19 protein-coding genes and 2 tRNA genes are annotated in these 23570 nt (G+C 54.8%); 15 read left to right on the top strand and 6 right to left on the bottom strand.

From position 1 onward, the window contains the following. Positions 1–20: 20 nt before the first annotated feature. Positions 21–1499 (bottom strand): TlpA family protein disulfide reductase, encoded by a 1479-nt coding sequence (locus C1A08_RS02835; RefSeq protein WP_101571238.1) that lies wholly within the window; start codon positions 1497–1499, stop codon positions 21–23. Positions 1500–1692: 193 nt separating this feature from the next. Here C1A08_RS02835 and C1A08_RS02830 point away from each other — a divergent pair, with 193 nt between their 5' ends. Then, positions 1693–3324, top strand: coding sequence for a fumarate hydratase (locus C1A08_RS02830; protein WP_101571235.1), 1632 nt, complete (start codon positions 1693–1695; stop codon positions 3322–3324). Between the two features lie 85 nt (positions 3325–3409). Here C1A08_RS02830 and C1A08_RS02825 read toward each other — a convergent pair whose 3' ends face one another. After that, positions 3410–4288 carry a hypothetical protein gene (locus C1A08_RS02825; RefSeq protein WP_101571233.1) on the bottom strand — a complete coding sequence of 293 codons (879 nt, stop codon included), beginning with the start codon at positions 4286–4288 and terminating at the stop codon, positions 3410–3412. 212 nt (positions 4289–4500) lie between these two features. On the opposite strand from C1A08_RS02825, the gene C1A08_RS02820 reads away from it, so the two are divergent. The 3 genes from C1A08_RS02820 to recR are packed head-to-tail and all read left to right on the top strand — an operon-like array spanning position 4501 to position 7712. Next, positions 4501–6333, top strand: coding sequence for a BatD family protein (locus C1A08_RS02820; protein WP_101571230.1), 1833 nt, complete (start codon positions 4501–4503; stop codon positions 6331–6333). A 10-nt stretch (positions 6334–6343) separates the two neighbouring features. Beyond that, on the top strand, positions 6344–7111 hold the full coding sequence (locus tag C1A08_RS02815; protein WP_101571627.1) for a tetratricopeptide repeat protein: 768 nt from the start codon (positions 6344–6346) through the stop codon (positions 7109–7111). Between the two features lie 7 nt (positions 7112–7118). Further along, entirely contained in the window at positions 7119–7712 is a 594-nt protein-coding gene (recR, locus tag C1A08_RS02810) for a recombination mediator RecR (RefSeq protein ID WP_101571228.1), read from the top strand. A gap of 292 nt (positions 7713–8004) precedes the next feature. On the opposite strand, the gene C1A08_RS02800 is transcribed toward recR, so the two are convergent. Then, a tRNA-Pro gene (locus tag C1A08_RS02800) sits at positions 8005–8079 on the bottom strand. 396 nt (positions 8080–8475) lie between these two features. Here C1A08_RS02800 and C1A08_RS02795 point away from each other — a divergent pair. From C1A08_RS02795 to C1A08_RS02765, 7 genes are all read left to right on the top strand, one after another. Beyond that, complete coding sequence (locus C1A08_RS02795) at positions 8476–9651, top strand: OmpA family protein (RefSeq protein WP_055201862.1); 1176 nt, start codon at positions 8476–8478, stop codon at positions 9649–9651. Between the two features lie 253 nt (positions 9652–9904). Continuing rightward, positions 9905–10570, top strand: coding sequence for a hypothetical protein (locus C1A08_RS02790; protein WP_101571224.1), 666 nt, complete (start codon positions 9905–9907; stop codon positions 10568–10570). A gap of 425 nt (positions 10571–10995) precedes the next feature. Then, on the top strand, positions 10996–11895 hold the full coding sequence (locus C1A08_RS02785) for an O-antigen ligase family protein (RefSeq protein ID WP_145996502.1): 900 nt from the start codon (positions 10996–10998) through the stop codon (positions 11893–11895). A 4-nt stretch (positions 11896–11899) separates the two neighbouring features. Next, positions 11900–12592, top strand: a complete 693-nt coding sequence (locus C1A08_RS02780) for a hypothetical protein (RefSeq protein WP_101571220.1) — start codon at positions 11900–11902, stop codon at positions 12590–12592. Next, positions 12589–12708 (top strand): OmpA family protein, encoded by a 120-nt coding sequence (locus C1A08_RS02775; RefSeq protein WP_101571218.1) that lies wholly within the window; start codon positions 12589–12591, stop codon positions 12706–12708. Before C1A08_RS02780 ends, C1A08_RS02775 begins: the two co-directional genes overlap by 4 nt. Positions 12709–13146: 438 nt before the next feature. Continuing rightward, a complete protein-coding gene (locus tag C1A08_RS02770; RefSeq protein WP_101571216.1) occupies positions 13147–14154 on the top strand; it encodes a glycosyltransferase family 2 protein in 1008 nt (335 codons plus the stop codon). 11 nt (positions 14155–14165) lie between these two features. Beyond that, positions 14166–15167 (top strand): glycosyltransferase family 2 protein, encoded by a 1002-nt coding sequence (locus C1A08_RS02765; protein WP_180951509.1) that lies wholly within the window; start codon positions 14166–14168, stop codon positions 15165–15167. An 85-nt stretch (positions 15168–15252) separates the two neighbouring features. Here the strand turns inward: C1A08_RS02765 and C1A08_RS02760 are convergent. Then, positions 15253–15327: transfer RNA gene (locus C1A08_RS02760), tRNA-Pro, on the bottom strand. Between the two features lie 240 nt (positions 15328–15567). On the opposite strand from C1A08_RS02760, the gene meaB reads away from it, so the two are divergent. Further along, on the top strand, positions 15568–16668 hold the full coding sequence (gene meaB / locus C1A08_RS02755; RefSeq protein WP_055201856.1) for a methylmalonyl Co-A mutase-associated GTPase MeaB: 1101 nt from the start codon (positions 15568–15570) through the stop codon (positions 16666–16668). 39 nt (positions 16669–16707) lie between these two features. On the opposite strand, the gene C1A08_RS02750 is transcribed toward meaB, so the two are convergent. Further along, positions 16708–17997 (bottom strand): MATE family efflux transporter, encoded by a 1290-nt coding sequence (locus C1A08_RS02750; RefSeq protein ID WP_101571212.1) that lies wholly within the window; start codon positions 17995–17997, stop codon positions 16708–16710. Positions 17998–18065: 68 nt separating this feature from the next. Then, a complete protein-coding gene (locus C1A08_RS02745; protein ID WP_101571211.1) occupies positions 18066–19628 on the bottom strand; it encodes an NAD(P)/FAD-dependent oxidoreductase in 1563 nt (520 codons plus the stop codon). A gap of 99 nt (positions 19629–19727) precedes the next feature. Between C1A08_RS02745 and C1A08_RS02740 the strand changes: the two genes are divergently transcribed. From C1A08_RS02740 to C1A08_RS02730, 3 genes are read left to right on the top strand one after another with little or no spacing between them, the layout of a single operon-like run. Further along, complete coding sequence (locus C1A08_RS02740; RefSeq protein WP_101571210.1) at positions 19728–20450, top strand: polyprenol monophosphomannose synthase; 723 nt, start codon at positions 19728–19730, stop codon at positions 20448–20450. Then, the gene (locus C1A08_RS02735) at positions 20447–21790 is read left to right on the top strand and encodes a dihydroorotase (protein WP_101571208.1); all 1344 of its coding nucleotides are present in this window, start codon (positions 20447–20449) and stop codon (positions 21788–21790) included. The genes C1A08_RS02740 and C1A08_RS02735 overlap by 4 nt, the downstream gene beginning before the upstream one ends. A gap of 40 nt (positions 21791–21830) precedes the next feature. After that, positions 21831–23567 carry a DUF4153 domain-containing protein gene (locus tag C1A08_RS02730; protein WP_145996501.1) on the top strand — a complete coding sequence of 579 codons (1737 nt, stop codon included), beginning with the start codon at positions 21831–21833 and terminating at the stop codon, positions 23565–23567. Positions 23568–23570: the final 3 nt, after the last annotated feature.

Raw genomic sequence — 23570 nt, 5'->3', positions numbered from 1 at the left:
TTTTTTATGGTTTTTGCCGTTTAATTGTCTTTCAGCAGGCGGTCGATCGCCGCGCCGGCGCTGGAAATCCCGACCGGGGCATAGCGGGTGACGATCCTGCCGCTGCGGTCCATCAGCAGGTGGGACGGGAACATATAAAAGTCGCAAACCGTACTGAAGACAGTCGCCGAAGCGAAGTCGAACAGGAAACATTCGCCGGGGATTTTACCCTCGCCGACCATTTCGACCCACCTCTCCCGGGGCGACCATACCGCCAGGGTAACGAATACGACGTCTTTGCCCTCGTACTTTTCCTGCAGTTCGGCCAGACTTGACATCTGGGCGATGCAGGGAGAACACCACGTGCCCCAGACGTCGATGTAGACTACTTTCCCGGCATACCGGGAGCGAAGCAGGCCGAAAATGTCTTTTCCTGAGACGGTGTCGACCGTGCCGCCCTGTTTATCGAAATAGCAGATCTCTTTCAGGGGCGTTTCCGGGAACCGGATGTCCGTTCGCTCCCGTTCCGCCCGTACTGCCCGTACCGTCCGGTCGGAAAAATAGGGCGATTCGAAAAAGGAAGCGGGTTCCGTATCGGGTATGTCCGGGGCGCCTTGTTCCTGCAGCGTTTGGGCTACCAGTTGGAAAGTCATAAAGTCCCGGCGCGGAGAAGCGGGTTGCGTGCCGGCGAAGCGCGCGATCCGCTCCCACGGGGTGAGCGCCTTGTTTTCGGGACGGTCCGAAAAGAGGCCGAAACCGCGTTGCGCGTAATCCGTCAGAAAAGCCTGAGCGCCGGAAAAAGTCAGGCTTTGCAGATCGTTCGAAGCGATCTGGGACAGAAAGGGAAAATCTATTTGGTAGAAGCCCAGCGTCTCTCGGAGCTGGATATACACCCGCGCCGGAATGCTTTGCCGGGCCCACTCTTTCGCTGCTTTGGATAATTTGGCGCGCGCGCTGTAACGGGCCAGCGAATCTTGCATTTGCGCCGTTTTTTCCGGATACAGCCCGTAGGCGGACGAATCCCGGGGGAACCGGATCGTTTCCGACAGTTGCGACAGGTATTTTTCGCACGCGTTGATCTGGGCGTTCAGCGAACCCTGTTTGCCGCCGAAGACGAATCCCGTGTCGTCGTTGCCGCAGATTTTGCCGAAATCCAGCGTCAGCGATGCCGAATCCCCCGGGGCGGAGAGCAGGACGGCGTGGTGGGTGTCCATCCGGGCGCCGACGCCGATGCGGATGTCTTGGCGCCACGGCATTTCCCGTTTCAGGGTGAAGCTTGTGTCGCTGTCTATGAAAAAGGCTTGTTTGCCGTCCGTGCAGGGCGAATAAAGCGCATTGAGCGGGTCCCGGTAGCAGGTCGGGTCGTGGAAATCGACGGTAAGGACGCCGGTCGGATTCGTTCCCGTGTTGATGATTTTCAGATGCAGGGTCGACAGGGAGCGGGAGGTGTCGGAGGCCCGGAGCGTGCAGGAAATGCTGCCGGCAATCATTGCCAGGGCGATCAGTTGTAAACGTTTCATGGCGGCGAGTTTTAAAAGGTTGCGATTATAGACTGTATATTCAAAATTAAAGACTTTTTGTGGTATTTCCAAGGAGGGCGGACTTTTTATCCGGTGAAATTTACTGAGAAGATTCCCGGCGGCGGCGATCCGTTTTTCAGAGTTTCTTTTTACCTTTGTAAAATTGAAATTAATTTAAACCGCAGATAGCGCTATGTCAGAATTTATTTATCAGGAGCCTTTTCCGATTTCGGAGGATACCACCGAGTATCGCCTGCTCACCAAAGATTATGTCAAGACGGTCGAATGCGACGGCCGCAAAATCCTGAAGATCGACCCGAAAGGACTGGAACTGCTTTCGCGCGAGGCGTTCGCCGACGTATCGTTCTACCTCAGGGCTTCGCACCTGCAGAAACTGGCCGATATCCTGAACGATCCGGAGGCCACCGATAACGATAAATTCGTCGCTTATACGATGTTGCTGAATCAGGCGGTGTCGGCCGAGGGCGAATTGCCTACCTGCCAGGATACCGGCACGGCGATCGTGATCGGGAAGAAAGGCGAGGACGTATATACGGGCGCGAACGATGCCGAAGCCTTGTCGAAAGGCGTTTACGAAACGTATCGCGACCGCAACCTGCGCTATTCGCAGGTGGTGCCGTTCACGATGACCGAAGAGAAAAATTCGGGGACGAACCTGCCGGCGCAGATCGACCTGTACGCGACGCAGGGCAACAAATACAGCTTCCTGTTCATCACCAAGGGAGGCGGATCGGCGAATAAGACGTTCCTGTACCAGCAGACCAAGGCGCTGCTGAACGAGGAGTCGCTGACCAAATTCATTCGGACGCACATTATGGACCTCGGTACGTCGGCCTGTCCGCCGTACCACCTCGCGCTGGTGATCGGCGGTACGTCGGCCGAAGCGAACCTGGCGACCGTCAAGAAAGCGTCGGCCGGTTACCTGGACCACCTGCCCACTTCGGGCAACGAAGGGGGGCGCGCGTTCCGCGACCTGAAATGGGAAGAAAAGGTGCTGAAAATCTGCCGCGAGAGCGGCGTGGGCGCTCAGTTCGGCGGTAAATACCTCGTACACGACGTGCGGGTGATCCGCCTGCCGCGCCATGCGGCATCGTGTCCGGTAGGCATCGGCGTGAGTTGCAGCGCCGACCGGAACATCAAGGCGAAGATCACCGAAGAGGGGATTTTCCTCGAACAACTTGAGAAGAATCCGGCTCGTTTCCTGCCGAAGACGGCTCCCGGCATGAAACCCGCCGTTGAGATCGACCTCGACGAGGGCATGGATAAAGTGCGCGAAATCCTGTCCAAATACCCGGTTAAAACGCGCCTGAACCTCAAAGGCACGCTGATCGTGGCCCGCGACATCGCCCATGCCCGCATCAAACAAATGCTCGACGAAGGCAAGCCGATGCCCGAGTATTTCAAGAAACATCCGATTTATTACGCCGGCCCGGCTAAGACGCCGCAGGGAATGGCTTCGGGCAGCTTCGGCCCGACGACCGCAGGCCGTATGGACCCGTACGTCGACCTGTTCCAGGATCGCGGCGGATCGCTGGTGATGGTGGCCAAGGGAAACCGCACGCAGGCCGTGACGGACGCCTGCAAGAAGCACGGCGGGTTCTACCTCGGTTCGATCGGCGGCCCGGCCGCCGTGTTGGCGAAGAACAGCATCAAGAGCGTCGAGGTGGTCGATTTCCCGGAACTGGGAATGGAAGCCGTCCGCAAAATCTATGTCGAGAATTTCCCGGCGTTCATCATTGTCGACGACAAAGGCAACGACTTTTTTGCCGAGTTCAAGAAAGACGGCTGCGGGAGCGGACATTGATTGCCGCGCACCGTGTAAATGAAAAGCGGCGCCGTCTCCCGAAAGAGACGGCGCCGCTTGTATAGCGTCTGCCGTTTGATTGCATTTATTCTTCTTCTACCCGTTCGAACCAGGAGATCATGCCTCCGTCCGTATCGGCGTATCGGATGATGTCGAACTTGCGGACGTTGGATGCGGGAATCATGTAACTCCGGAATTTCCCCTTGATCGTTTCTCTGTATAAACCGCGTTCCGGGTCGATAAGGCTGAAATCCGCTTCCCGACCCGGAAATCCGATCGTGAAGTTACCGGCGGAATCGGATTGGAAAGAGGTGATCAGATCCGGTTCGGGGCCGTCCATATTTAAAAACGAAAAGGTTGAGTCCGAGAGACAATAGACGAATTTCCATGTACGGTTGTCATCCAGGTAGTAGTCTTCCCTGCCGGGGTATTTATAGACGCACACCCAGTATCCCCGGTATCGTTCGATGGTCGAGTCCAATCGGATGATCAGTGTGTCGCGTCCGCGCTGAAGCGCTTCGTCGAACAGCGCGGCGGAACCGTCCCGAATCATATCTTCACGGTACGAATCGAATCTTTTTTGCAGCGAGTCGGGTTCGAACCACCTGTAGGCAGGGGCCTCCCGGTTGTGGTTGATGTAGACGTAAGTCCGGGATAACCCGTAGACGGAATCCTGATCGTAATAGGTTTCGAGAACGGTAATCGAATCGGCCGGGTCGGCCGCATCGTATAGGGCGCCGCCCAATTGAAGGCGAATTGTATCGGCTACGGCCCGCATGTAGGCCGGATTCCTTAGGTCGGTTAGCGTACCCGGGGCGATCCTATCGCTATCGGTTGCGTCGGTTATCGTATCGATTACTACGGCGATTGGACCGGACGGGGTCGTCCGGGAGTTCCTGTTTCCCGATCCGGTGCAGGCGATCGAAAAGCCCGCGATCAGGAAAATAAAGCATAAATATTTCATAAGTTGGAGTTTTTGAGTTTCAAAGTTACGTAAGATTAAGGATAAAACGGCGTTCGCGAAGGTCTGTTTCTATGAATGCCGGATACTAAAGCGGGATTCGGACGCGTTTCTAAAACACGGCCGGGACAAGAATGTCAGTACCCGTTGCGGGTTTTGATTAAAAACAGTTATTTTTGCGGTTAAATTGATCCGATAGCAATATGTTACGTTTGATGAAGCATCTGTTTTGGGCGGCGGCTTTCCTGTTCGTTTCGGTGGCCGCTTTTGCTCAGAAAGTCGAGTTCGAGGCGAATGCGCCGGCCGTCGTGGCCGTCGGGGAGGCTTTCCGCATCGAGTTTTCGCTCAATGCCAAGCCCGAGGAGTTCGTGCCGCCGACGTTCGACGGATTCGACGTGGTGGCCGGGCCGACCCTGTCGGAAGGCACTTCGGTGTCGATCGTCAACGGCAACGTGACCAAGACTTCGTCTTTTACCTACACTTATGTCATTCAGGCTTCGTCGGTCGGCAAGGCTTCGATTTCGGCGGCGTCGGTCAGGGTGGACGGGAAGAGCTACGGGACGCAGCCGTTGACGATCGAGGTGATCGCCGACGAAGCTTCGGCCCGGCCGGGCGCCGCCGGAGGCGAAAAGCAGGCGGGGGAGGCGCGGTCGGCGAAGCTGGGGGCCGACGATTTGCTGGTGCGGGTTGCGGTCAATCGCAACAACGTATTCAAAGGACAGCCGATCCGGGCCACATTCAAAATTTATACGCGGGTGCAGTTGGGAGGGCTGGATAATGTTAAGTATCCGGCATTCAACGGTTTCTGGGTACAGGATCTCGATGTGCAGGGATACGGCTGGCAGCGGGAGACGTTGAACGGGAAAGTGTACGACGCCAAGATTATCCGGGAAGTGCTGCTCTATCCGCAGCAGGCCGGGCAGTTGCACATCGAGCAGTTCAGCCTGAATGCCGTCGCGCAGATCGTTATGCAGACCTCGCCGCGCGGGCAGTCGTTGTTCGACGACTTTTTCGGAGGCGGGCAAACGGTGCAGGAGGTGCGGAAAAACCTGTCGACCGCGCCGGTAGCGATTACGGTCAAGGATTTCCCCGCGGGGGCTCCCGCTTCGTTCAACGGAGCGGTCGGACAGTTCCAGATGAGCGGTGGGATCGACAAGAAAACGATGTCGGCCAATGCGTCCGACAATTTTACCCTGAAGATATCCGGCAGCGGCAACTTGCCGCTGATCCAGGCTCCGACGGTCGAAATGCCTACGTCGTTCGAGCAATACAACAAGAAGACGACCGAGAGCCTCGCGCACAATGCGAACGGGATTACCGGTTACCGCCAGTTCGAATACCCGTTCATCCCGCGCGCAGAGGGTAGCTATACGATCAATCCGGTGGAATTCAGTTATTTCGATCCGGATGCGGCCAAGTATGTGACGCTGAATACTTCGTCGTTCAACATCGAGGTGCGTCCCGATTCGACCGGCGGAGGCGGGGTGTCGGGGATCGTCAGCGGAATCAATAAGGAGGATCTGAAGATTCTGGACAAGGATATCCGTTTCATCCGTATCGGCGATCCGTGTTTGACGCGGCGCGGGAACCTACTGTTCGGCAGTACGGCCTATTTTGCGGCGCTGGCGCTGATCCTGCTCGTTTTCGCCGGAGGATATCTTTATCTGAAAAAACGCCTGAGCGAGATGCAGAATACCGTGCTGGTGCGTAACCGGAAAGCGAACAAAGTGGCGTTGCAGCGTTTGCGGGCCGCCTTCCAGCACATGAACGCAGGGAGTGAAAAAGCGTTTTACGAAGAGATGCTGAAGGCGTTGTGGGGTTACATGAGCGATAAGCTGAACATTCCGGTCGCCAACCTGACGAAAGACAATATCCGCGAGGAATTGCTCAAGCGCAACGTTTCGGCCGAATTGACCGGGCAGTTTATCGATACGATCACCCACTGCGAGTATGCGCAGTATTCGCCGTCGTCCTCGGGGCGGATGAGCGAACTTTACGGCTCTGCGGCGGGGATTCTTTCCAAATTGGAATCGGTAATTAAAAAGTAACATGCATAAGATGAAAAAGATCATTCTGATCGTATTTCCGCTGGTTGCGCTGTGTTGCGGCACGGTTGTCGCGCAGGCGGATGCCGATAAAATCTGGGACGATGCCAATACGGCGTATATCAATGCCGATTACGTAGCCGCCATCGACGGTTATGAAAAGCTGCTCGATTCGGGACTCGAAAGCGACCGGCTTTACCTGAATCTCGGGAACGCCTATTTCAAACGCGGTATGAACGGCAAGGCGATCCTGAACTATAACCGGGCGCTGAAACTCGCGCCTTCCGACGACGATATCCGTTACAACCTGTCGATCGCCAACGCTTATGTGCAGGACAAGATCGATGCGGTTCCCGTTTTTTTCGCGAAGCGTTGGCTGATCGGATTGGGGAACAGCCTGAGCAGTAACGCGTGGGCGGCACTGAGCCTGCTCTTTTTCGCGCTGACGCTCGTCGGACTCGGCGCTTACCTGCTGCTGCGCCGCGTCGCGCTGCAGAAGGCCGGGTTCTACGGGGCTTTGGTTTCCGTCGCGGCGTTCGCGCTGGCGGTCGTTTATGCGGCCGTCGGGCGCAGCCAGCGCATCCATCCCGCAGAGGCGATCGTGATGAGTACGGCGGCTCCGGTCAAGAGTTCGCCCGATCCGCAGAGCAAGGATATTTTCGTATTGCACGAGGGAACGAAGGTGGCGGTCGGCGATTCGCTGGGCGACTGGCGTGAAATACGTATCGCCGACGGTAACAAGGGCTGGGTTCAGGTTTCGGCCATCGAAATGATCGATTAGCGGGGAGATGTCGAAATTACTGGACGACGTGGTGAGCGAGCTGTCGCGGTTGCCGGGCGTAGGCCGGCGTACCGCGATGCGCCTGGCGATGCACATGCTGCGGATGGAAGAGCATGACGTGATGTTGATGACGCAGGCGATGGCCCGTTTCCGTTCCGATATCCGCTATTGTTCCCGATGCAACAACCTCTCCGACGGCGATGTCTGCGAAATATGCTCCGATGCGACGCGCGACCGGTCGACGGTCTGTGTGGTCGAACAGGTCAAAGACGTGCTTTCGATCGAAAATACGCGGCAGTATAACGGTCTGTATCACGTTTTGGGGGGCGTCATTTCGCCGATGCAGGGGATCGGTCCGTCCGACCTGAAGATCGACCTGCTGCTCGACCATCTGGCGAGCGGGGATGTCAGGGAGGTGATCCTTGCACTGAGTACGACGGTCGAAGGAGAGACCACTTCTTTCTATATATCGAGACGGCTGCAAGCGTGCGAAGGAGTCCGTCTGACTTCGATCGCTCGCGGGATCGGGTTCGGGGACGAGTTGGATTATGCCGACGACCTGACCATTGCCCATGCGCTGCATAACCGCCGGCCGCTGTAATCTTTCTGCGGCGTTTTTTCATTTCTTCAGTCCGATGAAACCGGGCGTTCGCTCCGGAGGTTTTCCGGGGAGTTCCATTTGTCGTGGTTTGCATCGTTCGGAATGTTGCGGACGGCTCGGTAAATGGTATTTGCGATTTCTTTACGGCCGGATTTCCGGTTAGCATCCCGAACTGTCGGAATGTCCGTGACAGGCCGGCATGTCAGAATGACCGGGGCGGTCGAAGCGTTTTTCGCCGGGTATGATAAAAAGAGAAGCACTTACGCAATACGTAAGTGCTTCTCTTTCATTGTCGGGGTACCGGGATTCGAACCCGGGACCTCCAACTCCCGAAGCTGGCGCGCTAACCGGACTGCGCTACACCCCGCGACAAATCGAGCGCAAATATAGTAATTATTCGTTATGTGCCAAAGAAATATTCCGTTTTATTTTGCGATTGTCCGGAAAAAGAGGATGCGATTTTTTTTTGTTTCATTTAAAGTATTGGTACGTAGTTTGTTGTTGTTCGCTTTCTAATATCGAAAAAAAGTGAAAAAAATGATCTTTCAGTTGATGGAGCCGGTGGAATTTGATATTTTTGAAAAAAGTTTTATAAATTTGCACACGTGGCAGAAAGTTTGAAGTAAGTATGTGAAAATAAGATACAACATTGGACGAGGTTTGGAGCCTGCCACCTTGGAATATAACGGGGATGGATTTGAAGTTCGATGATTTTATGGTTAAATCATTTTAAAAAAAATTTTACTATTAAAACAGATTGATTATGAAAAGATTTTTCATTGCAGTGGCGTTGACGGTCGCATGTGCGCCGGCTTTTGCTCAGGAGGTAGTCGGACTTCAGGAAGCCCAGACCCGCAGAGGCCCCTACCTGACCAATCGTTTGTTCGACAACATTTTTATCAGTGTTGCCGGAGGTATCAATATTTATGAAGGAGAGAATGACAGTTACGGCGGTAAGCGCCTTGCGCCGGCTCTGGACGTGGCTGTCGGTAAATGGGTCACTCCGAGCGTGGGACTGCGTTTGCAGTATTCGGGCCTGAAAGCTTACGGCTGGACGAACGCCCGTACCATGTACGCGGTCGCATCGGAATCTGCCGATTCGAGGGGAATGTTCCGTGAAAAGTTCAACGTATCGAACTTGCACGCCGACGTAATGTGGAATATCTCCAACGCGATCGGCGGTTATAAGGAAACCCGTACCTGGAATTTCGTACCTTATGTCGGTTTCGGTTGGGCCCGTTCGTTCGGAAACCACGCCTATAACAACGAGTTCGCCTTCACGTACGGTTTGCTGAACAACATCCGTCTGGGCGGTCTGGTAGACCTGAACCTCGAAGTGAAGCAGATGGTCGTTAACCAGCGTTTCGACGGCGTCGTTCGCGGCAGCAAGGGCGAAGGAATGACGACCATTACGGCCGGTCTGACCTTTAAGTTGAACCGTCGCGGCTTCAGCCGTCCGATCGTTCCGGTTCCGGTAGACCTGACTCCGTATAACAACAAGATCGCTTCGCTGGAAGGGGATCTGGCCGATGCGCAGGCCAATGCGAAACGTCTGGCCGACGAACTGGCAGCCGAAAAGAACAAAGTGAAAACGACGCCTGCTCCGGCTCCCGAAATCGAAGGCCCGATCATGGGTACGTTCTTCAATATCGGCAGCTACACCCTGTCTGCGAAAGAGATCATGAACCTGGGTTATGTAGCCAAATTCATGAAGGCTTATCCGGACAAGAAGTTCAAGATCGTGGGTTATGCCGACAGCGCTACCGGTTCTGCAAAACGCAACCAGTACCTGAGCCAACAGCGAGCCGAAGCCGTTTACAAAGTGCTCGTCGACCGTCTGGGCGTGAAAGCTTCCCAGTTGGAGATCGTAGCGAAGGGCGGTACCAACGAATTCCCGGAAATTCCGTTGAATCGTGTGGCTATCGTGGACGCCGACTGATAAAAGACAAATCATTAACGATAACCGGAATGGCCCGTTCATTCCGGTTATTTTTGTTTTTTGTCGGGATATCGGAATACGGCTCCCGTTTCTTTCTGAAACAAATATGCCGGCATATCGTGTTTCGGATGTCGGATTCTTTCCTGAAATCAATGTAGGAGGATCGGTATTTCAAAAGTTAAAAACTAGCTTCGTTCGTTACGCGGTCGGATTTTCTGACTTTTTAATGAATTTGTTTTGAAAATCGAACGTTTTGTTTTATATTCATATCTTGGAAAGATTTCTTGATCTTGATCTTGCGGTTGTAAATGGGCAGATGTCCGAAACTCAAATGTCGGTTTATCATGAAGCGCAGGCGCGGATTGACAAAAAAGTGATTTTTTCTAAAGGTAAATTTGAAATGAATCTTCGGTCGGGGAGTGAAGTCGGGATTTCCGACAGGTTATTCGATCACTTCAAAACTTGTATGGACGCCCAGAATCGAAATTTAGCCGAGGCTCAATCGGATGGTTTAATTCCTGTTGAGGTTTCGCCTAATGTAGTTCGATTCATTGATCCGAATGCTCCGATCTTGTTAGGAATGACAAAAGGAGGGGGTGTGGAAATTCCGGAAGGGGGAACGACGAACGTGGATTTTTTTTGGAGCGGTTGTGATATCTATATATCTAATGAGATGTTAAAGGGTATCTCTGATGGTGCAGATTTGGCATCTATAATTGCAACTTTTTCTGCAGCCCTTCCTGCCGCTACGCCTGTTGCGGCCATAACAGCTGCGGCAAGTGCTTTAGCCTCTGTGGGGCTAGGCCGTTTAGCATCAGATTATCCGAATGGAATAATTATTGACTGCGACTTAGCTCCCGGAACGCAGCATACAGGGCTTATTAGGCCGCAGGTTCCTGGTAGTATGGTGGATATGTAGGCTTATGCGCAGCAAATTGTTATACAAAGTCGCGGTTGTTTTTTCATGTATCGTCCTTGTTATTCTCATTTGGACGCGAACGTGGTTTTTAACGGTCTTAATAACTTGTTCGCTTATCTTGACTGTGTCGCAAGAATCTATAACCAACAAAAAAGCATTAAGAATCATTCGCATAGTTATTATAGCAGTAATTTTTATCGCTTCAGCGTTTTATTATTGTGTGAAACCTTACTGAGACGGTGGAATCTAACAATAATCGTGATTTTTATTGCGGAGAATTTATGGTATAAGGAGCAACGAAATCAAAAAGAATGTCGTTTTTTCTTTTGCTAATTATGTATTAAATTGTGTCATTTCTACAGTTTCTGATATCTGAGATAAGTCAGAATACATTCATTCAGTTTGCAGCCACTATTACGATAGTAGTGGCTGCAATCGTTTTGCTATTTCGAATAAGACGAAAGTTTTTCCTGAATGCCGGTGAGGTTTTTTTGCTAAGTTTTCTGGGGTTGATTGCTGTTTTCGGACTTTTTTCACCTTTCCCGGAACGAAACCTTTTTTACAGGATCGGTTTAGTCTTGGGAGTTTTTGTGATCCTGAAAACTCTTTTCGGAGAGCGGGATATCCGTTTGTTATCTGTTGTCATTGTTTTATTGGGGATTTGCGAAACTTTGTATGGTATTTCCCGTTATAGATCAGATGTTTTGGGGGCTTGCGGACATTTTGATAATCCTGCCGGTTTTGCATCGATGCTGATTGCGCTGCTTCCTTTTGCAGTATATCAGGTTGTCCGCCGCGGATTTCTGTTACGGATTCTCGGAATCTGTGCAATCGGAATTTTCCTGACAGGACTCGTATTGTCGAAGTCACGGGCCGGACTAATCGCTGCAGGAGCGATCGGTGCGATCTGTTTGTTGCGATATACTTATAAATCTTTTGCGTCGCTTTCCGAAAAAATCAAATGGCTTGTTTCCGTATTCATTTCCGCGTGTATTATAGGTGGAGGAATAAGCCTGTATTTTTATAAAAAAGATTCGGCCGATGGGAGGGTATTGATTTGGAAGTCATCCTGGGATATGGTGACCGATAAACCGTTTTTCGGGCATGGGGCGAATGCTTTTCAGCCAAACTATATGCTTTATCAGGCTGCTTATTTTGAAAAGAATCCGAATAGCCGGTTCGGGAATCTTGCTGATAATGTCAGAGCTCCTTTTAATGAGTATCTTGGTTTTTTGATTCAATTCGGCGTGACGGGGATTTTGTTGCTTTCCGTACTTCTCTTTTTTTACATTCAGAAAAAGCCTGATAATAATTACCGAAGATAAACAGATGGCTGTCTTGTCATTATTGGGAATCGGCATCTTGGGTTTGTTTTCTTATCCGCTTTCCTATGCGGTTGTTTTAATTATGGTTTCGTTGAACTTGTTTCTGATCACAAGATCACAGGGACAAGATATATTGAAAGGTACTGTTCCTGTCTGGTTACTGCTGGCGATCTTTTTGCCTGCTGTTTATTATGCTAGTGTGGATTCTATGAGAAAAGTTCGATCGGAGAAAGTATGGAGTCGGTTAAAAAAACAGTACTTCATTCAGGGGGTGAGCGAACAAATGTTAACTCGATATCGTGATTTGTATTTAATTGAACAGTTTGATGATCCTGAATTTCTTTATAATTACGGAGCTATTCTGAATAAATCCGGGCAATATCAACAAAGCAACCAGGTATTGAGAGATTGCGAACGACAATTGAATGATTGCGATGTACAGGTGTTGCAGGCAGATAATTATTATAATGTCGGCGATTATATCCAAGCGGAACAGTGTGCCCGGTTAGCCTCCAGGATGTGTCCTAACCGTTTTACACCCCTTTATCAGTTGGTGTTGATTTACGATAAAACGGGCCGAAGAGTAAAGGCCCTTCAATTGTCCGATGAAATTTTAAGAAAGCCGATGAAAGTACGAAATACAGAAGTTTATAAGATTATACTTAAATTAAACGCATTTATTCAACAGAATGAATGATGGTCAGTGCAAATAGCGCTACCGGTTCTGCAAAACGCAACCAGTACCTGAGCCAGCAGCGAGCCGAAGCCGTTTACAAAGTGCTCGTCGACCGTCTGGGCGTGAAAGCTTCCTAGCTGGAGATCGTAGCGAAGGGCGGTACCAACGAATTCCCGGAAATTCCGTTGAATCGTGTGGCTATCGTGGACGTCGACTGATAACGTCGATCGTTTAACCGAAATATCCGGGATAAGTCATTATCCCGGATATTTTTGTTTTCTGGCTGCCGGTAAGCAACGATCGGACGGTCGCAGGCATCCTTAAAGCAGGGCCGGCGTTTCGAGTCGGATATCCGTGTGTTTTTTTATCTATTCCGTGCGAATTGCTTCGGTTTGATTTGCAAATTCGTTTAATAATCGTTTCTTTGTTATACGAAAAGGGTCAAACGGGATAGGTTTGAGGAATATTCGGCCTTGACAATGATTTTTGTCCGAGTAAAGACGCCGGAATGAAACGGTTTGCGTACGAACGAATAGGAGGGAATTTATCGATTACTTTTGACTGTTTTGCATTGGATGGAAAGAACAAAGGATGTGCCCGGGATCAGCCTCGTGGTTCCCGTATACAACGTGCAGGAATATTTGCCCGAGTGCCTGGATTCTCTGTTGGGGCAGAGTTTTGCGGCGATCGAGATCATCCTGGTCGATGACGGTTCGACCGATGCCTCTGCCGAAATCTGCGATCGCTATGCGGCCCGGGACGGCCGCATCCGGGTCGTTCATCAGCAGAATGCCGGCGTAAGCAAGGCGCGCAACGTCGGGATCCGTCTCGCCCGCGGTAAATATCTGGGATTCGTCGACGGCGACGATTGGGTCGACCGGGATTATTGCAAGCGGCTGTATGAAACGTTGATCGATTACCGGGCGGATATTTCGATCTGCTCTTATTACGTGGCGCGGTCGCGGAAAACCAAACCCGAGGCGGCGGACGGAAAAATAACGATTTACGACCGGAAAGAGGCTATCCGGATGCTGTATGAAGATGTCCGGATCAGGAGTTTCAGTTGGAACAAGTTGTTCCGACGCGAGTTGTTCGACGGGATCGGGTTCCCCGAAGACCGTATCATGTGTGAAGATATGGCCATTATGCATAAGCTGTTTTACCGGACCGGGGCGGTCGTGCAGATGAATGTTCCGTTGTATTATTACCGGATGCGGGGCGATAGCTGTACGAACGAGATGTCCCATCCGTTGAAAGAGTATCAGTTTTTTCTGGCGGTCTGCGAACAGGCGCTTTTCGAGAAAGAGAAAAACCTGCTGCCCGAAGAGCGCGGAAAACTGGAGGCCAAGGTGCTGAAAAGGGCGATCCGCCTGATCGGGCGAATCGTATCCCGTGAAAATTATACCGCATTCGAAAGCCTGTACGGCGATGTGATTGCAAGGATGCACGGTTATGACCATCTGGGGATCGGACGAATCGGTATCGGCGTTTGTCTCAGGCGGAAGATGATTTATGATCATTTCGACGGATATGCGAATCTGATCCGAAGTTGCCGGAAACTGACCGGCCGAAAATGCCGTTAACATCCAAAGGAATGAGCGTACCGGAGATAACCGTCGTAGTTCCTGTCTATAACGTGCAGGCTTATTTGCCGAAGTGCATAGACTCCCTTTTGGCGCAGACTTTCGGTGAAATCGAGATCATTCTCGTCGACGACGGTTCGACGGACGCGTCGGGGGCCGTCTGCGATTCTTATGCGGAGCGGGATAGCCGGATCCGGGTCGTCCACCAACGGAATGCCGGGGTCAGCGGAGCCCGCAATGCGGGTATTCGGCTTGCGCGCGGCAGGTATTTGGGTTTCGTGGACAGCGACGACTGGGTGGATCGCGATTTTTGCCGGACATTGTACCGGGGGGCGACGGATTACGGGGCGGATATTTCCATTTGTTCGTATTACGAGGTCGGGGAGCAAGGGATGCGGTGCGGGGCTTCCGGGGACGGCGGCGATACCGTCGTTTATGACCGCAGGGAGGCGCTGAGATTGTTATACGAAGACTCCCTGATAAGAAGTTATTTCTGGGATAAACTGTTCAAACGGGAGTTGTTCGACGGGGTGCTTTTCCCGGAAGATCATACGGTCTTTGAGGATATGGCGATCATGTACAAACTGTTTTACAGAGCGAACCGGATCGTGCAACAGAATGTGCCTCTATATTATTACCTGCTCCGGACCGGAAGTATCCTGCACAGCGGATTTGATCCGCAGGCCGAATATCGGTTCTTTTTGGTGATCCGTGAGAGGGTGCTGTTCCTGCGCGAAAAAAATGTTTTCCCCGAAGACCAGGATCGGTTCGAAGCCGAAGTGTTGAAACGAGGCGCCCATGTGATCAATCACATCTCCGTTTTCGGCGAGGCGTTCGAATTCGACGCCGTTTGCAGGGATATCGTATCTAAGATGCATGATTTCGATCGCCTGAAATTCAGCCGAATCGGTTGGGGAACTTGGTTCAGACGGCGGATGCTGTACGGTCATTACGGGCTTTATATCAGGGCGTACCGCGTATTTCGGAAAATATTCAAAAGCAAAAGCCGGTAATGCCCGACGGAAAAGAGCGAACGGTTTGAAAATAAATAAACCGAGCGGCGGCAATTATTTTGCCGCCGCCCGCATTTTCCATTTGTCGGGGTACCAGGATTCGAACCTGGGACCCCCTGCTCCCAAAGCAGGTGCGCTAACCGGGCTGCGCTACACCCCGAATATCCTTCTCCGGACGGAAAAGTCAGGGCAAAAGTAATTTATTTTTCCGGATTTGCAAAAGCGGCGCGCTGCGAAGTCCCGTGATGCGGCAATTTACCGCGGCGGAATCCGAACGACGTCTCGCCCGTACTCCGGAAGCGCGGGACATTTCCGGAATTCATGCCGGAGACTTTTCCGTTGTACGGTAGGAGAGATCAAATAAAATTGGTATCTTCGTCGAATAATCCGCGATTGGACTATGGAACACTACGAAGATATACACGGCAGGGAGCACGACAGCGCGCTGGCGGTGAACCGGGGCGTCGAACAGCCTCCCGTCGTAAACCCTTATTTCCGCCGGGCGAAACGGCATCGGATGACGACCGACGAATACATGCAGGGAATCCTGGCGGGTAATATTACGGTGCTTTCGCAGGCGATTACGCTGGTCGAGAGCCTGTTGCCCGAACACTACGCGCAGGCGCAGGAGATCATCGAGCGCTGCCTTCCCCATTCGGGCCGGTCGGTGCGGATCGGGATCACCGGGGTGCCGGGCGCCGGCAAGTCGACGTTTATCGAAGCGATCGGCGACATGGTGGCCAACCTCGGGCACAAGCTTTCGGTGCTGGCGATCGACCCGAGTTCGGAGCGCAGCAAAGGTTCCATCCTGGGCGATAAGACCCGGATGGAGACGCTTGTGCACAATCCGAGCGTTTTCATACGCCCTTCCCCTTCGGCCGGTTCGCTCGGTGGGGTGGCCCGCAAGACGCGCGAAACCATCATTCTGTGCGAAGCCGCCGGGTTCGACGTTATTTTCATCGAGACGGTCGGGGTGGGGCAGTCCGAGACGGCCGTGCATTCGATGGTCGATATGTTTTTGTTGTTGCAGATCGCCGGCGCCGGCGACGAACTGCAAGGGATCAAGCGCGGCATCATGGAGATGGCCGATATGATCGCGATCAACAAGGCCGACGGCGGCAATCAGCAGCGTGCCGATGTAGCCCGGAGTCATTTCGCCAATGCGCTGAACCTGTTTCCGATGCCCGATTCGCAGTGGCGGCCGCGGGTTTACACCTGTTCGTCGGTCGAGCACACCGGACTGTCCGAAATCTGGAACGGCGTCGAAGATTTTTTGAAGTTTACCGGAAAGAACGGTTATTTCCAGCGCAACCGTCACCGGCAGGCTAAATACTGGATGTACGAAACGATCGACGAAGCGTTGCGCGAGCATTTTTACCGGAACGAAGAGGTCGCGGCCCGGATCGGCGAATTCGAGAAGATGGTGCTGGCCGACCGTAAAAGTTCGTTCGTCGCGGCCCGCGAGTTGCTGAACGATTATTTCGGCAAGATCGGGAAATAAATTCCGTCGGGAAGGCGGATAACGATTGCCGGTTGCGGGTCAGATGATCCGCAGCCGGTTCGTCATATAATATTGCAGCACCCCGCGCATCACCAGAAATGCCGTGAATGCGAACCAGAGGGCGTTGTTGCCCGCTATGCCGCGCAGTCCGTAATAGGCGGCGAAGAAGACGACCGTCGAGACGAAGACGGAGTTGCGCATCACCGCCGTGCGGGTCGCTCCGATCAGAATGCCGTCGATCATGAATGGGGCGAAGGCGATCAGCGGGATCACGACCAGCCATTCGACATAGGCCCCGGCTCCGGACAGAATGGCCGTGCTGTCGGTGAACAGCGACAGGATCGTCCGCCAGCCGAAGGCGTAGACGCCGACGTAGAGTATCGCCACGACGAGGCTCCATGCGAGCAGGTAGCGGATGCATTTGCGCAGCATCTCGGGATTCCGGGCGCCTACGTAGCGTCCCGCCAGCGATTCCCCGGCATAGGCGAAGCCGTCCATCAGGTACGAGAACAACGTGAAAAGCTGCATTAGCAGCATGTTGACCGCCAGCAGCGTGTCTCCCATGCCGGACGATGCGGAGGTGAAAAAAGTGTATACGGCGACGATGCAGGCCGTCCGCAGGAAAATGTCGCGGTTGATTCGGAAAAATCCGAGCATCGGTTTGATCTTCAGGCTCTCTTTCAGGTCGATGTAGCGTAGAAAGCGCCGGTAATACCGGAGCCACAGCCCGGCGGAGATCAGCAGACCGCAATATTGCGCGACGACCGTTCCCCAGGCTACGCCGGCGATGCCCCAGCCGAGTCCCAGCGTGAACCACAGGCAGAAGACGATGTTGATCAGGTTGATGACGATGGCGATGTACATTGGGAAGCGCGAGTTCTGCATACCGATGTACCATCCCTGGAAAGCGAACAGCGAGATGGTGGCCGGGGCCGCCCAGATGCGTGCGAAAAAATATTCGGCCGCATAGCGCATCGTGTGCGGCGTGCCGTCCATCATCATCAGCGTCAGCCGGCCGGCTGGACGCTGCAGGATCAGCAGCGCCATCGCTGCCGCCAGCGCGACCGAAAGAGCCCGTACCAGAATGGCGGCGATTTCGCGGAAATCGTGCGCGCCGTAGGCTTGTGCCGCCAGGCCGCTGGTTCCCATTCTCAGGAAAGCCAGGTTCCAGTATATGAAGTTGAAAACGGCCGTCCCGATGGCGATTCCGCCGATCAGCGCGTCGTCGCCGAGGTGACCGACGATGGCCATGTCGACCATGCCCAACAGCGGGATCGTGATGTTGGAGATGATGTTCGGAATGGCCAGCGCGAGGATTTTACGGTTCATACCGCAAAGGTACGGCTTTTTTGCATCCTGTCGGCGGCATTCCGTCCATTCCGGTCATAAAAAGGACTTTACGGCTTTCCTGCAAGGTAGTCGGCGGCGCGGTCTGCGCACCGTTCGCCGTCGATGGCGGCCGAGATGATTCCCCCGGCGTATCCGGCGCCCTCGCCGGCCGGGAAAAGCCCCGCGGTCTGCGGGTGCATCAGCGTCGCCGGATCGCGCGGGATGCGTACCGGCGAAGAAGTGCGCGATTCGACGCCGACGACGAGCGCCTCGTTCGTTACGAATCCGCGCAGTTTTTTGCCGAACGAGGCCAGGCCGCCCCGCAGCGCGTCGGAAATCGTACCGGGCATCCATTGTTCCATTCGCGTCGCGGCGATGCCCGGCACGTAGGAGCAGCGCGGCAGCGATCCGGACGCTTTTCCGGCTACGAAGTCGGCCAGCCGTTGCGCCGGGGCGATCTGCCGGTCGCCGATCTGCCGGTAGGCCAGCTCTTCGAATTGCTGCTGGAAACGCAGCCCGGCCAGTTCCCCGTGTTCGGCCCGCAGGTGTTCGAAGTCGGAAAGGCGGATTTCGGTGACGATGCCCGAATTGGCGAATACCGAGTTGCGGCCCGACGGCGACATGCCGTTGACGACCGACTCTCCGGCGCGCGTCATGGCCGGCACGATAAAACCTCCCGGACACATGCAGAACGAGTAGACGCCCCGTCCGCCGACCTGGCTGACCAACGAGTACGAGGCGGCGGGCAGGTATTCGCCGCGTTCGGGCAGGTGGTATTGCGCGCGGTCGATCAGTTGTTGCGGATGCTCGGCCCGGACGCCCATCGCGAACGGTTTGGCTTCGATCCGTACTCCCCGGCGGTGCAGGATTTCGTAGATGTCGCGCGCCGAGTGTCCGGTCGCGAGAATTACGGCGGCCCCTTCGACCGTCGTGTCGCCGAGGCAGACCCCGGCGATTTTTCCGTTCCGGATTCGGACGTCGGTTATTTTCGCCCCGAACAGCACTTGTCCGCCGGCGTCGACGATCGTCTGTCGCATCGCGGCGATGATGCGCGGCAGCCGGTCGGTGCCGATGTGCGGGTGCGCGTCGTACAGGATCGACTCGTCGGCGCCGTGGAAGCGGAAAACTTCGAGCGCCTTGCGGTAGTCGCCGCGTTTTTTCGAGCGCGTGAAGAGCTTGCCGTCGGAATAGGTGCCCGCTCCGCCTTCGCCGAAAGCGTAGTTCGATTCCGGATCTACCGGGCCGTTGCGGTTGATCCGGGCGATGTCCCTTTTGCGCGCTGAGACGTCTCGTCCGCGTTCGAGTACGATCGGGCGCAAGCCGCGTTCGATCAGCCGCAGCGCGGCGAACAGTCCGGCCGGCCCCGATCCGACGACGACGACCGGCGTGCGACCCCCGACCTGCGGATAATCGAAGCGCACCGGCGGCGGAGCCTGTTCTCCGTCGACATAGATCTGTACGCCGAGGTTGACGCGGATCTGGCGGCTGCGCGCGTCGATCGAACGGCGAACGATGCGTACCAGTGCGATCCGGGATTGCGGAACGGCTATCCGGTCGGCGATCAGCGGCAGGTAACGGGCCTGGTCGGATGCCTGTTTCGGCGTGAGTTCCAGCGACAGTTCGATGGGCATAATTTTTAAGGATAAAGTTACATATTTCGCCAAAATTACTACTTTTGTTTTAAAATTAGCGTGTCGCGTGCAACATCGCGGCGCATAGCAACTGAATGTATGAGAAACCTGGTGATTATTCCGACCTACAACGAGCTTGACAACATCCGGCCGATGATAGACAAAGTCTTTTCCCTGCCTGAAAAGTTCGACCTGTTGATTATCGACGACGGCTCTCCGGACGGTACGGCGAAAGTAGTCCGGGAGCAGCAGCGGGTCTATCCCGGCTCGCTGCACCTGATCGAGCGTTCCGGCAAGCTGGGACTCGGCACCGCTTACCTTGCGGGATTCCGCTGGGCGCTTGAGAACGGGTACGACTACGTTTTCGAAATGGACTGCGATTTTTCGCATAATCCGGACGATCTGGTGCGGTTGTCGCAGGCGGCGGTCGCAGGGGCCGACCTGGTGATCGGGTCGCGTTACGTGACCGGCGTGAACGTGGTGAACTGGCCGATGAAGCGGGTGCTGATGTCCTATTACGCGTCGGCGTATGTGCGTTTCGTGACCGGGATGCCGGTGCGCGATGCGACGGCCGGTTTCGTATGTTACAGCGCGAAGTTGCTGCGGACGATGGATATGGATGCCGTGCGGATGAAAGGTTACGGTTTTCAGGTCGAAATGAAATATACCGCGTGGAAGTTGGGTTTCCGTGTCAAGGAGGTGCCTATCATTTTCACCGAACGGACGCTCGGCGCGTCGAAAATGAGCGGCGGGATTTTCCGCGAAGCCTTTTTCGGGGTGCTGAAACTGCGTTTCCGTTCGATCAAACCGAAAGCCGTATGAGCCGGGGGCTGCTGATTCGCGGAGGGACGGTCTTCGGTGACGGGGAGCGTTTCGAAGGATACGTAGTCGTCCGCGGCGAACGGATCGCCGAGATCGGCCGGGGCGCATATCCGCACGACCGTTTCGAAGGCGAAACGATCGACGCCCGGGGACAGTGGGTGTTGCCCGGCGTGATCGACGATCAGGTGCATTTCCGCGAACCGGGGCTTACCTACAAGGCCGATATCCGCAGCGAGTCGGCCGCCGCCGCCGCCGGAGGAGTCACTTCTTTTATGGATATGCCGAACGTCAAGCCTCCGACCGTAACGCTCGGCCTGCTCGACGAGAAATTCGAACGGGCCGCCGAAACGTCCGTAACGAACTATTCGTTTTATTTCGGGGCGACGAACGAAAATGCCGCCGAGATCGAACGAATCGATCCGAAATGGGTGTGCGGCGTCAAAGTGTTTATGGGTTCTTCGACCGGGAACATGCTGGTCGACGACGATCGCGCGCTGGCGTCGATATTCGCCCAGTCCCCGGTGCCGGTGGCGACGCACTGCGAGGACGAGGCGACCGTGCGCGCTAATATGGAGCGTTTCCGGGCTGGGTACGGCGATGAGATAACGGTGGCGATGCATCCGCTGATCCGGTCGGCCGAGGCTTGTTACCGGTCGTCGGCGAAGGCCATCGAATTGGCGACGCGCTACGGGGCGGACCTGCACGTGCTGCACCTGAGCACGGCCCGCGAACTCGATCTTTTCGACCGGGGGCCGCTCTCCGGTAAACGGATTACGAACGAGGTGTGCGTGCATCACCTGTGGTTCAGTGACGCCGACTACGCCCGCATGGGGAATTTTATCAAGTGGAATCCGGCTATCAAAAGCGAGGCCGACCGCGATGCGTTGCGCCGCGGAATCGCGGACGGACGCGTAGACGTCGTAGCGACGGATCATGCCCCGCACACGCTCGATGAGAAGAAGCTGCCTTACCTGAAAGCTCCGTCCGGCGGCCCGCTGGTGCAGCATTCGCTGGTGGCGATGCTCGAAATGAGTCGCAACGGGGTGTTCCCGGTCGAAACGGCGGTCGAAAAAATGTGTCATGCGCCGGCTGTCCGGTTCCGGATCCGGGAGCGCGGTTACCTGCGCGAAGGGTATTTCGCCGATATCGTGTTGGTCAGGCCCGACGATCCGTGGACGGTGTCGCCGCAGAATATCCTGTCCAAATGCGGCTGGTCGCCGTTCGAGGGCGTTACGTTTTCGAATCGGGTGACCCATACGCTGGTCAACGGGAAAATCGTTTTTCGGAACGGGGCGGTGGATCGCGACGCCCGGGGCCGGGCGCTGGAGTTCGACCGGTAATTGAGGATAACGTGTCCGTCTGGACGTAAAACAATAACCATTGAAAGTATCGTTAAAAGATCGTATTCGCCGGTTCGTTGGCCGATTGGCCGAGACGTTCCGGTATGCGCCGGCCGAAACGGCCGTAGCCGTTTATGCCTTTCTGATCTGCGCGTTGATCCGGGAGGAAGTGATCGAAAACGATGGTTATGCGTTGCTGCTGCCGCTGTTTTTCACGTTTTCGTTCGTGACGAACCGGTGGTGTCGCCGCGGCGCATGGCGGATCGTCTATTATCTGTCGCCGTTGCTGGCGCTCCCGTTGCTGGCGGCCGACGTCGGCGACTGGACGAGGACGGTGGCTTATCCCGTGACGCTGGTCGTCTGCGCGTTGACGGTGCTGGCCAGCGATTGGCAGAGCGATAACGAACGGTTCGTCGAGCGCGCGCTACGCTACGTGTACGACCTGCTGTCGGCCTTACTGCTGGCGTTGACGGCTTTCCTGGCGCTGATGGCCATTTTCCATTCGATCGTATACATATTCAATATTTTCACCGGGATATCGTCCGGTTTCACGACCTATGCCGCGATGTCGGCGTTCGTGCTGCTGGCGCCGGTTTGTTTCCTGGCATTCAACCGGACGAGCGACCGGGAGCAAGGCGTTCGGCCGAATCCGTTTTTCGATGTGCTGCTCAATTACGTGTTGAGCCCCACCGTGCTGATCTACACGGCGATCCTGTACCTCTATTTCGCAATGATCGTGCTGCGGTGGGAACTGCCCAAGGGCGGAATCGCTTACCTCGTGTTCGGTTATGCGATCGTCGCGACGGTGTTGAAAGCCTGCCAGCCGATGCTGCTCCGGCGGTTGTACGACTGGTATTACGGCCGGTTCAGCCTGATCGCGCTGCCGGCGCTCGCGATGTTCTGGACGGGAGTGGGTTATCGCGTGCAGCAGTACGGGTTTACGCAGGACAGGGTTTACCTGGCGGTTTGCGGGGCGATCATGACGGTGACGATCCTGCTGTTTTTCAGCCGTCGGAGCGGACGTTACCTGTATGTCGCGGCGCTGTCGGGCGTTTTACTGGCCGTTTTCACGTATATACCGGGAGTTACGGCGGCGGCTATCGGCATTCGTTCGCAGATGCAGCGCGCCGAACGGATCGTCGTCCGTCTCGGATTGGCCGATGCTTCGGGCCGGTTGATTTTGCAGAAACGTCCCGATGCCGACTCGGTTTACCGCGAGGATTACCGTCGTCTTTACGAATCGTTCGAATACCTCGCCCGGAACTGTCCCGCCGGATTTATGGCGGAACGTTACGGGGTGGACGACTCGTTCGCTTTGCAGAACGAGGTGATTCCTCAGGTGTTGGAATGGTATGTAAGCGTGCCGTGGGCCACCGAACTGACTCCGCAGGAGGATCCGCAGCGGAACTCCGTGCTGCTCGAATCGGACGGGGCTCCGGTCGATATATCCGGATACCGCACGTTGCGGGCCGTGCAGAATTACGAGAACGGGCAGCGCCTGTATGCCGATCTGAGCCGGGATACGCTGTCGATCAAAGACAATGACGGCAGCCTTCTGTTCCGGCGGGGACTGGAAGATATGCTGCGAGAAAAGCTGTCCGGGAGCGGTTATGCCGTGCGGGATACGGTTCCCGTCGCGGCGTTGGATTCGATGAAGAGCGCGCTTCTGCAATACGAAACGGATTCGGTCAAAGTCGTTTTCGACATGGTGCGCCTGTCCCGCTTTCCCGAACTGCGTATCGAATACGTTTCGGTCGGTTTTTTCCTGGAAAAATAATCC

This window comes from Alistipes sp. cv1, assembly GCF_900240235.1.
GTDB classification, from domain to species: domain Bacteria; phylum Bacteroidota; class Bacteroidia; order Bacteroidales; family Rikenellaceae; genus Alistipes_A; species Alistipes_A hominis.
Note: the sequence above shows the minus strand (reverse complement) of the source record. Positions and strands in the feature narration are given on the sequence as shown.

Excerpts from the sequence above, each read along its gene's own strand:
- C1A08_RS02835 (WP_101571238.1), bottom strand. The coding sequence starts at position 1,499 with ATGAAACGTTTACAACTGATCGCCCTGGCAATGATTGCCGGCAGCATT.
- C1A08_RS02830 (WP_101571235.1), top strand. The coding sequence starts at position 1,693 with ATGTCAGAATTTATTTATCAGGAGCCTTTTCCGATTTCGGAGGATACC.
- C1A08_RS02825 (WP_101571233.1), bottom strand. The coding sequence starts at position 4,288 with ATGAAATATTTATGCTTTATTTTCCTGATCGCGGGCTTTTCGATCGCC.
- C1A08_RS02820 (WP_101571230.1), top strand. The coding sequence starts at position 4,501 with ATGAAGCATCTGTTTTGGGCGGCGGCTTTCCTGTTCGTTTCGGTGGCC.
- C1A08_RS02815 (WP_101571627.1), top strand. The coding sequence starts at position 6,344 with ATGAAAAAGATCATTCTGATCGTATTTCCGCTGGTTGCGCTGTGTTGC.
- recR (WP_101571228.1), top strand. The coding sequence starts at position 7,119 with ATGTCGAAATTACTGGACGACGTGGTGAGCGAGCTGTCGCGGTTGCCG.
- C1A08_RS02795 (WP_055201862.1), top strand. The coding sequence starts at position 8,476 with ATGAAAAGATTTTTCATTGCAGTGGCGTTGACGGTCGCATGTGCGCCG.
- C1A08_RS02780 (WP_101571220.1), top strand. The coding sequence starts at position 11,900 with ATGGCTGTCTTGTCATTATTGGGAATCGGCATCTTGGGTTTGTTTTCT.
- C1A08_RS02775 (WP_101571218.1), top strand. The coding sequence starts at position 12,589 with ATGATGGTCAGTGCAAATAGCGCTACCGGTTCTGCAAAACGCAACCAG.
- C1A08_RS02770 (WP_101571216.1), top strand. The coding sequence starts at position 13,147 with ATGGAAAGAACAAAGGATGTGCCCGGGATCAGCCTCGTGGTTCCCGTA.
- C1A08_RS02765 (WP_180951509.1), top strand. The coding sequence starts at position 14,166 with ATGAGCGTACCGGAGATAACCGTCGTAGTTCCTGTCTATAACGTGCAG.
- meaB (WP_055201856.1), top strand. The coding sequence starts at position 15,568 with ATGGAACACTACGAAGATATACACGGCAGGGAGCACGACAGCGCGCTG.
- C1A08_RS02750 (WP_101571212.1), bottom strand. The coding sequence starts at position 17,997 with ATGAACCGTAAAATCCTCGCGCTGGCCATTCCGAACATCATCTCCAAC.
- C1A08_RS02745 (WP_101571211.1), bottom strand. The coding sequence starts at position 19,628 with ATGCCCATCGAACTGTCGCTGGAACTCACGCCGAAACAGGCATCCGAC.
- C1A08_RS02740 (WP_101571210.1), top strand. The coding sequence starts at position 19,728 with ATGAGAAACCTGGTGATTATTCCGACCTACAACGAGCTTGACAACATC.
- C1A08_RS02735 (WP_101571208.1), top strand. The coding sequence starts at position 20,447 with ATGAGCCGGGGGCTGCTGATTCGCGGAGGGACGGTCTTCGGTGACGGG.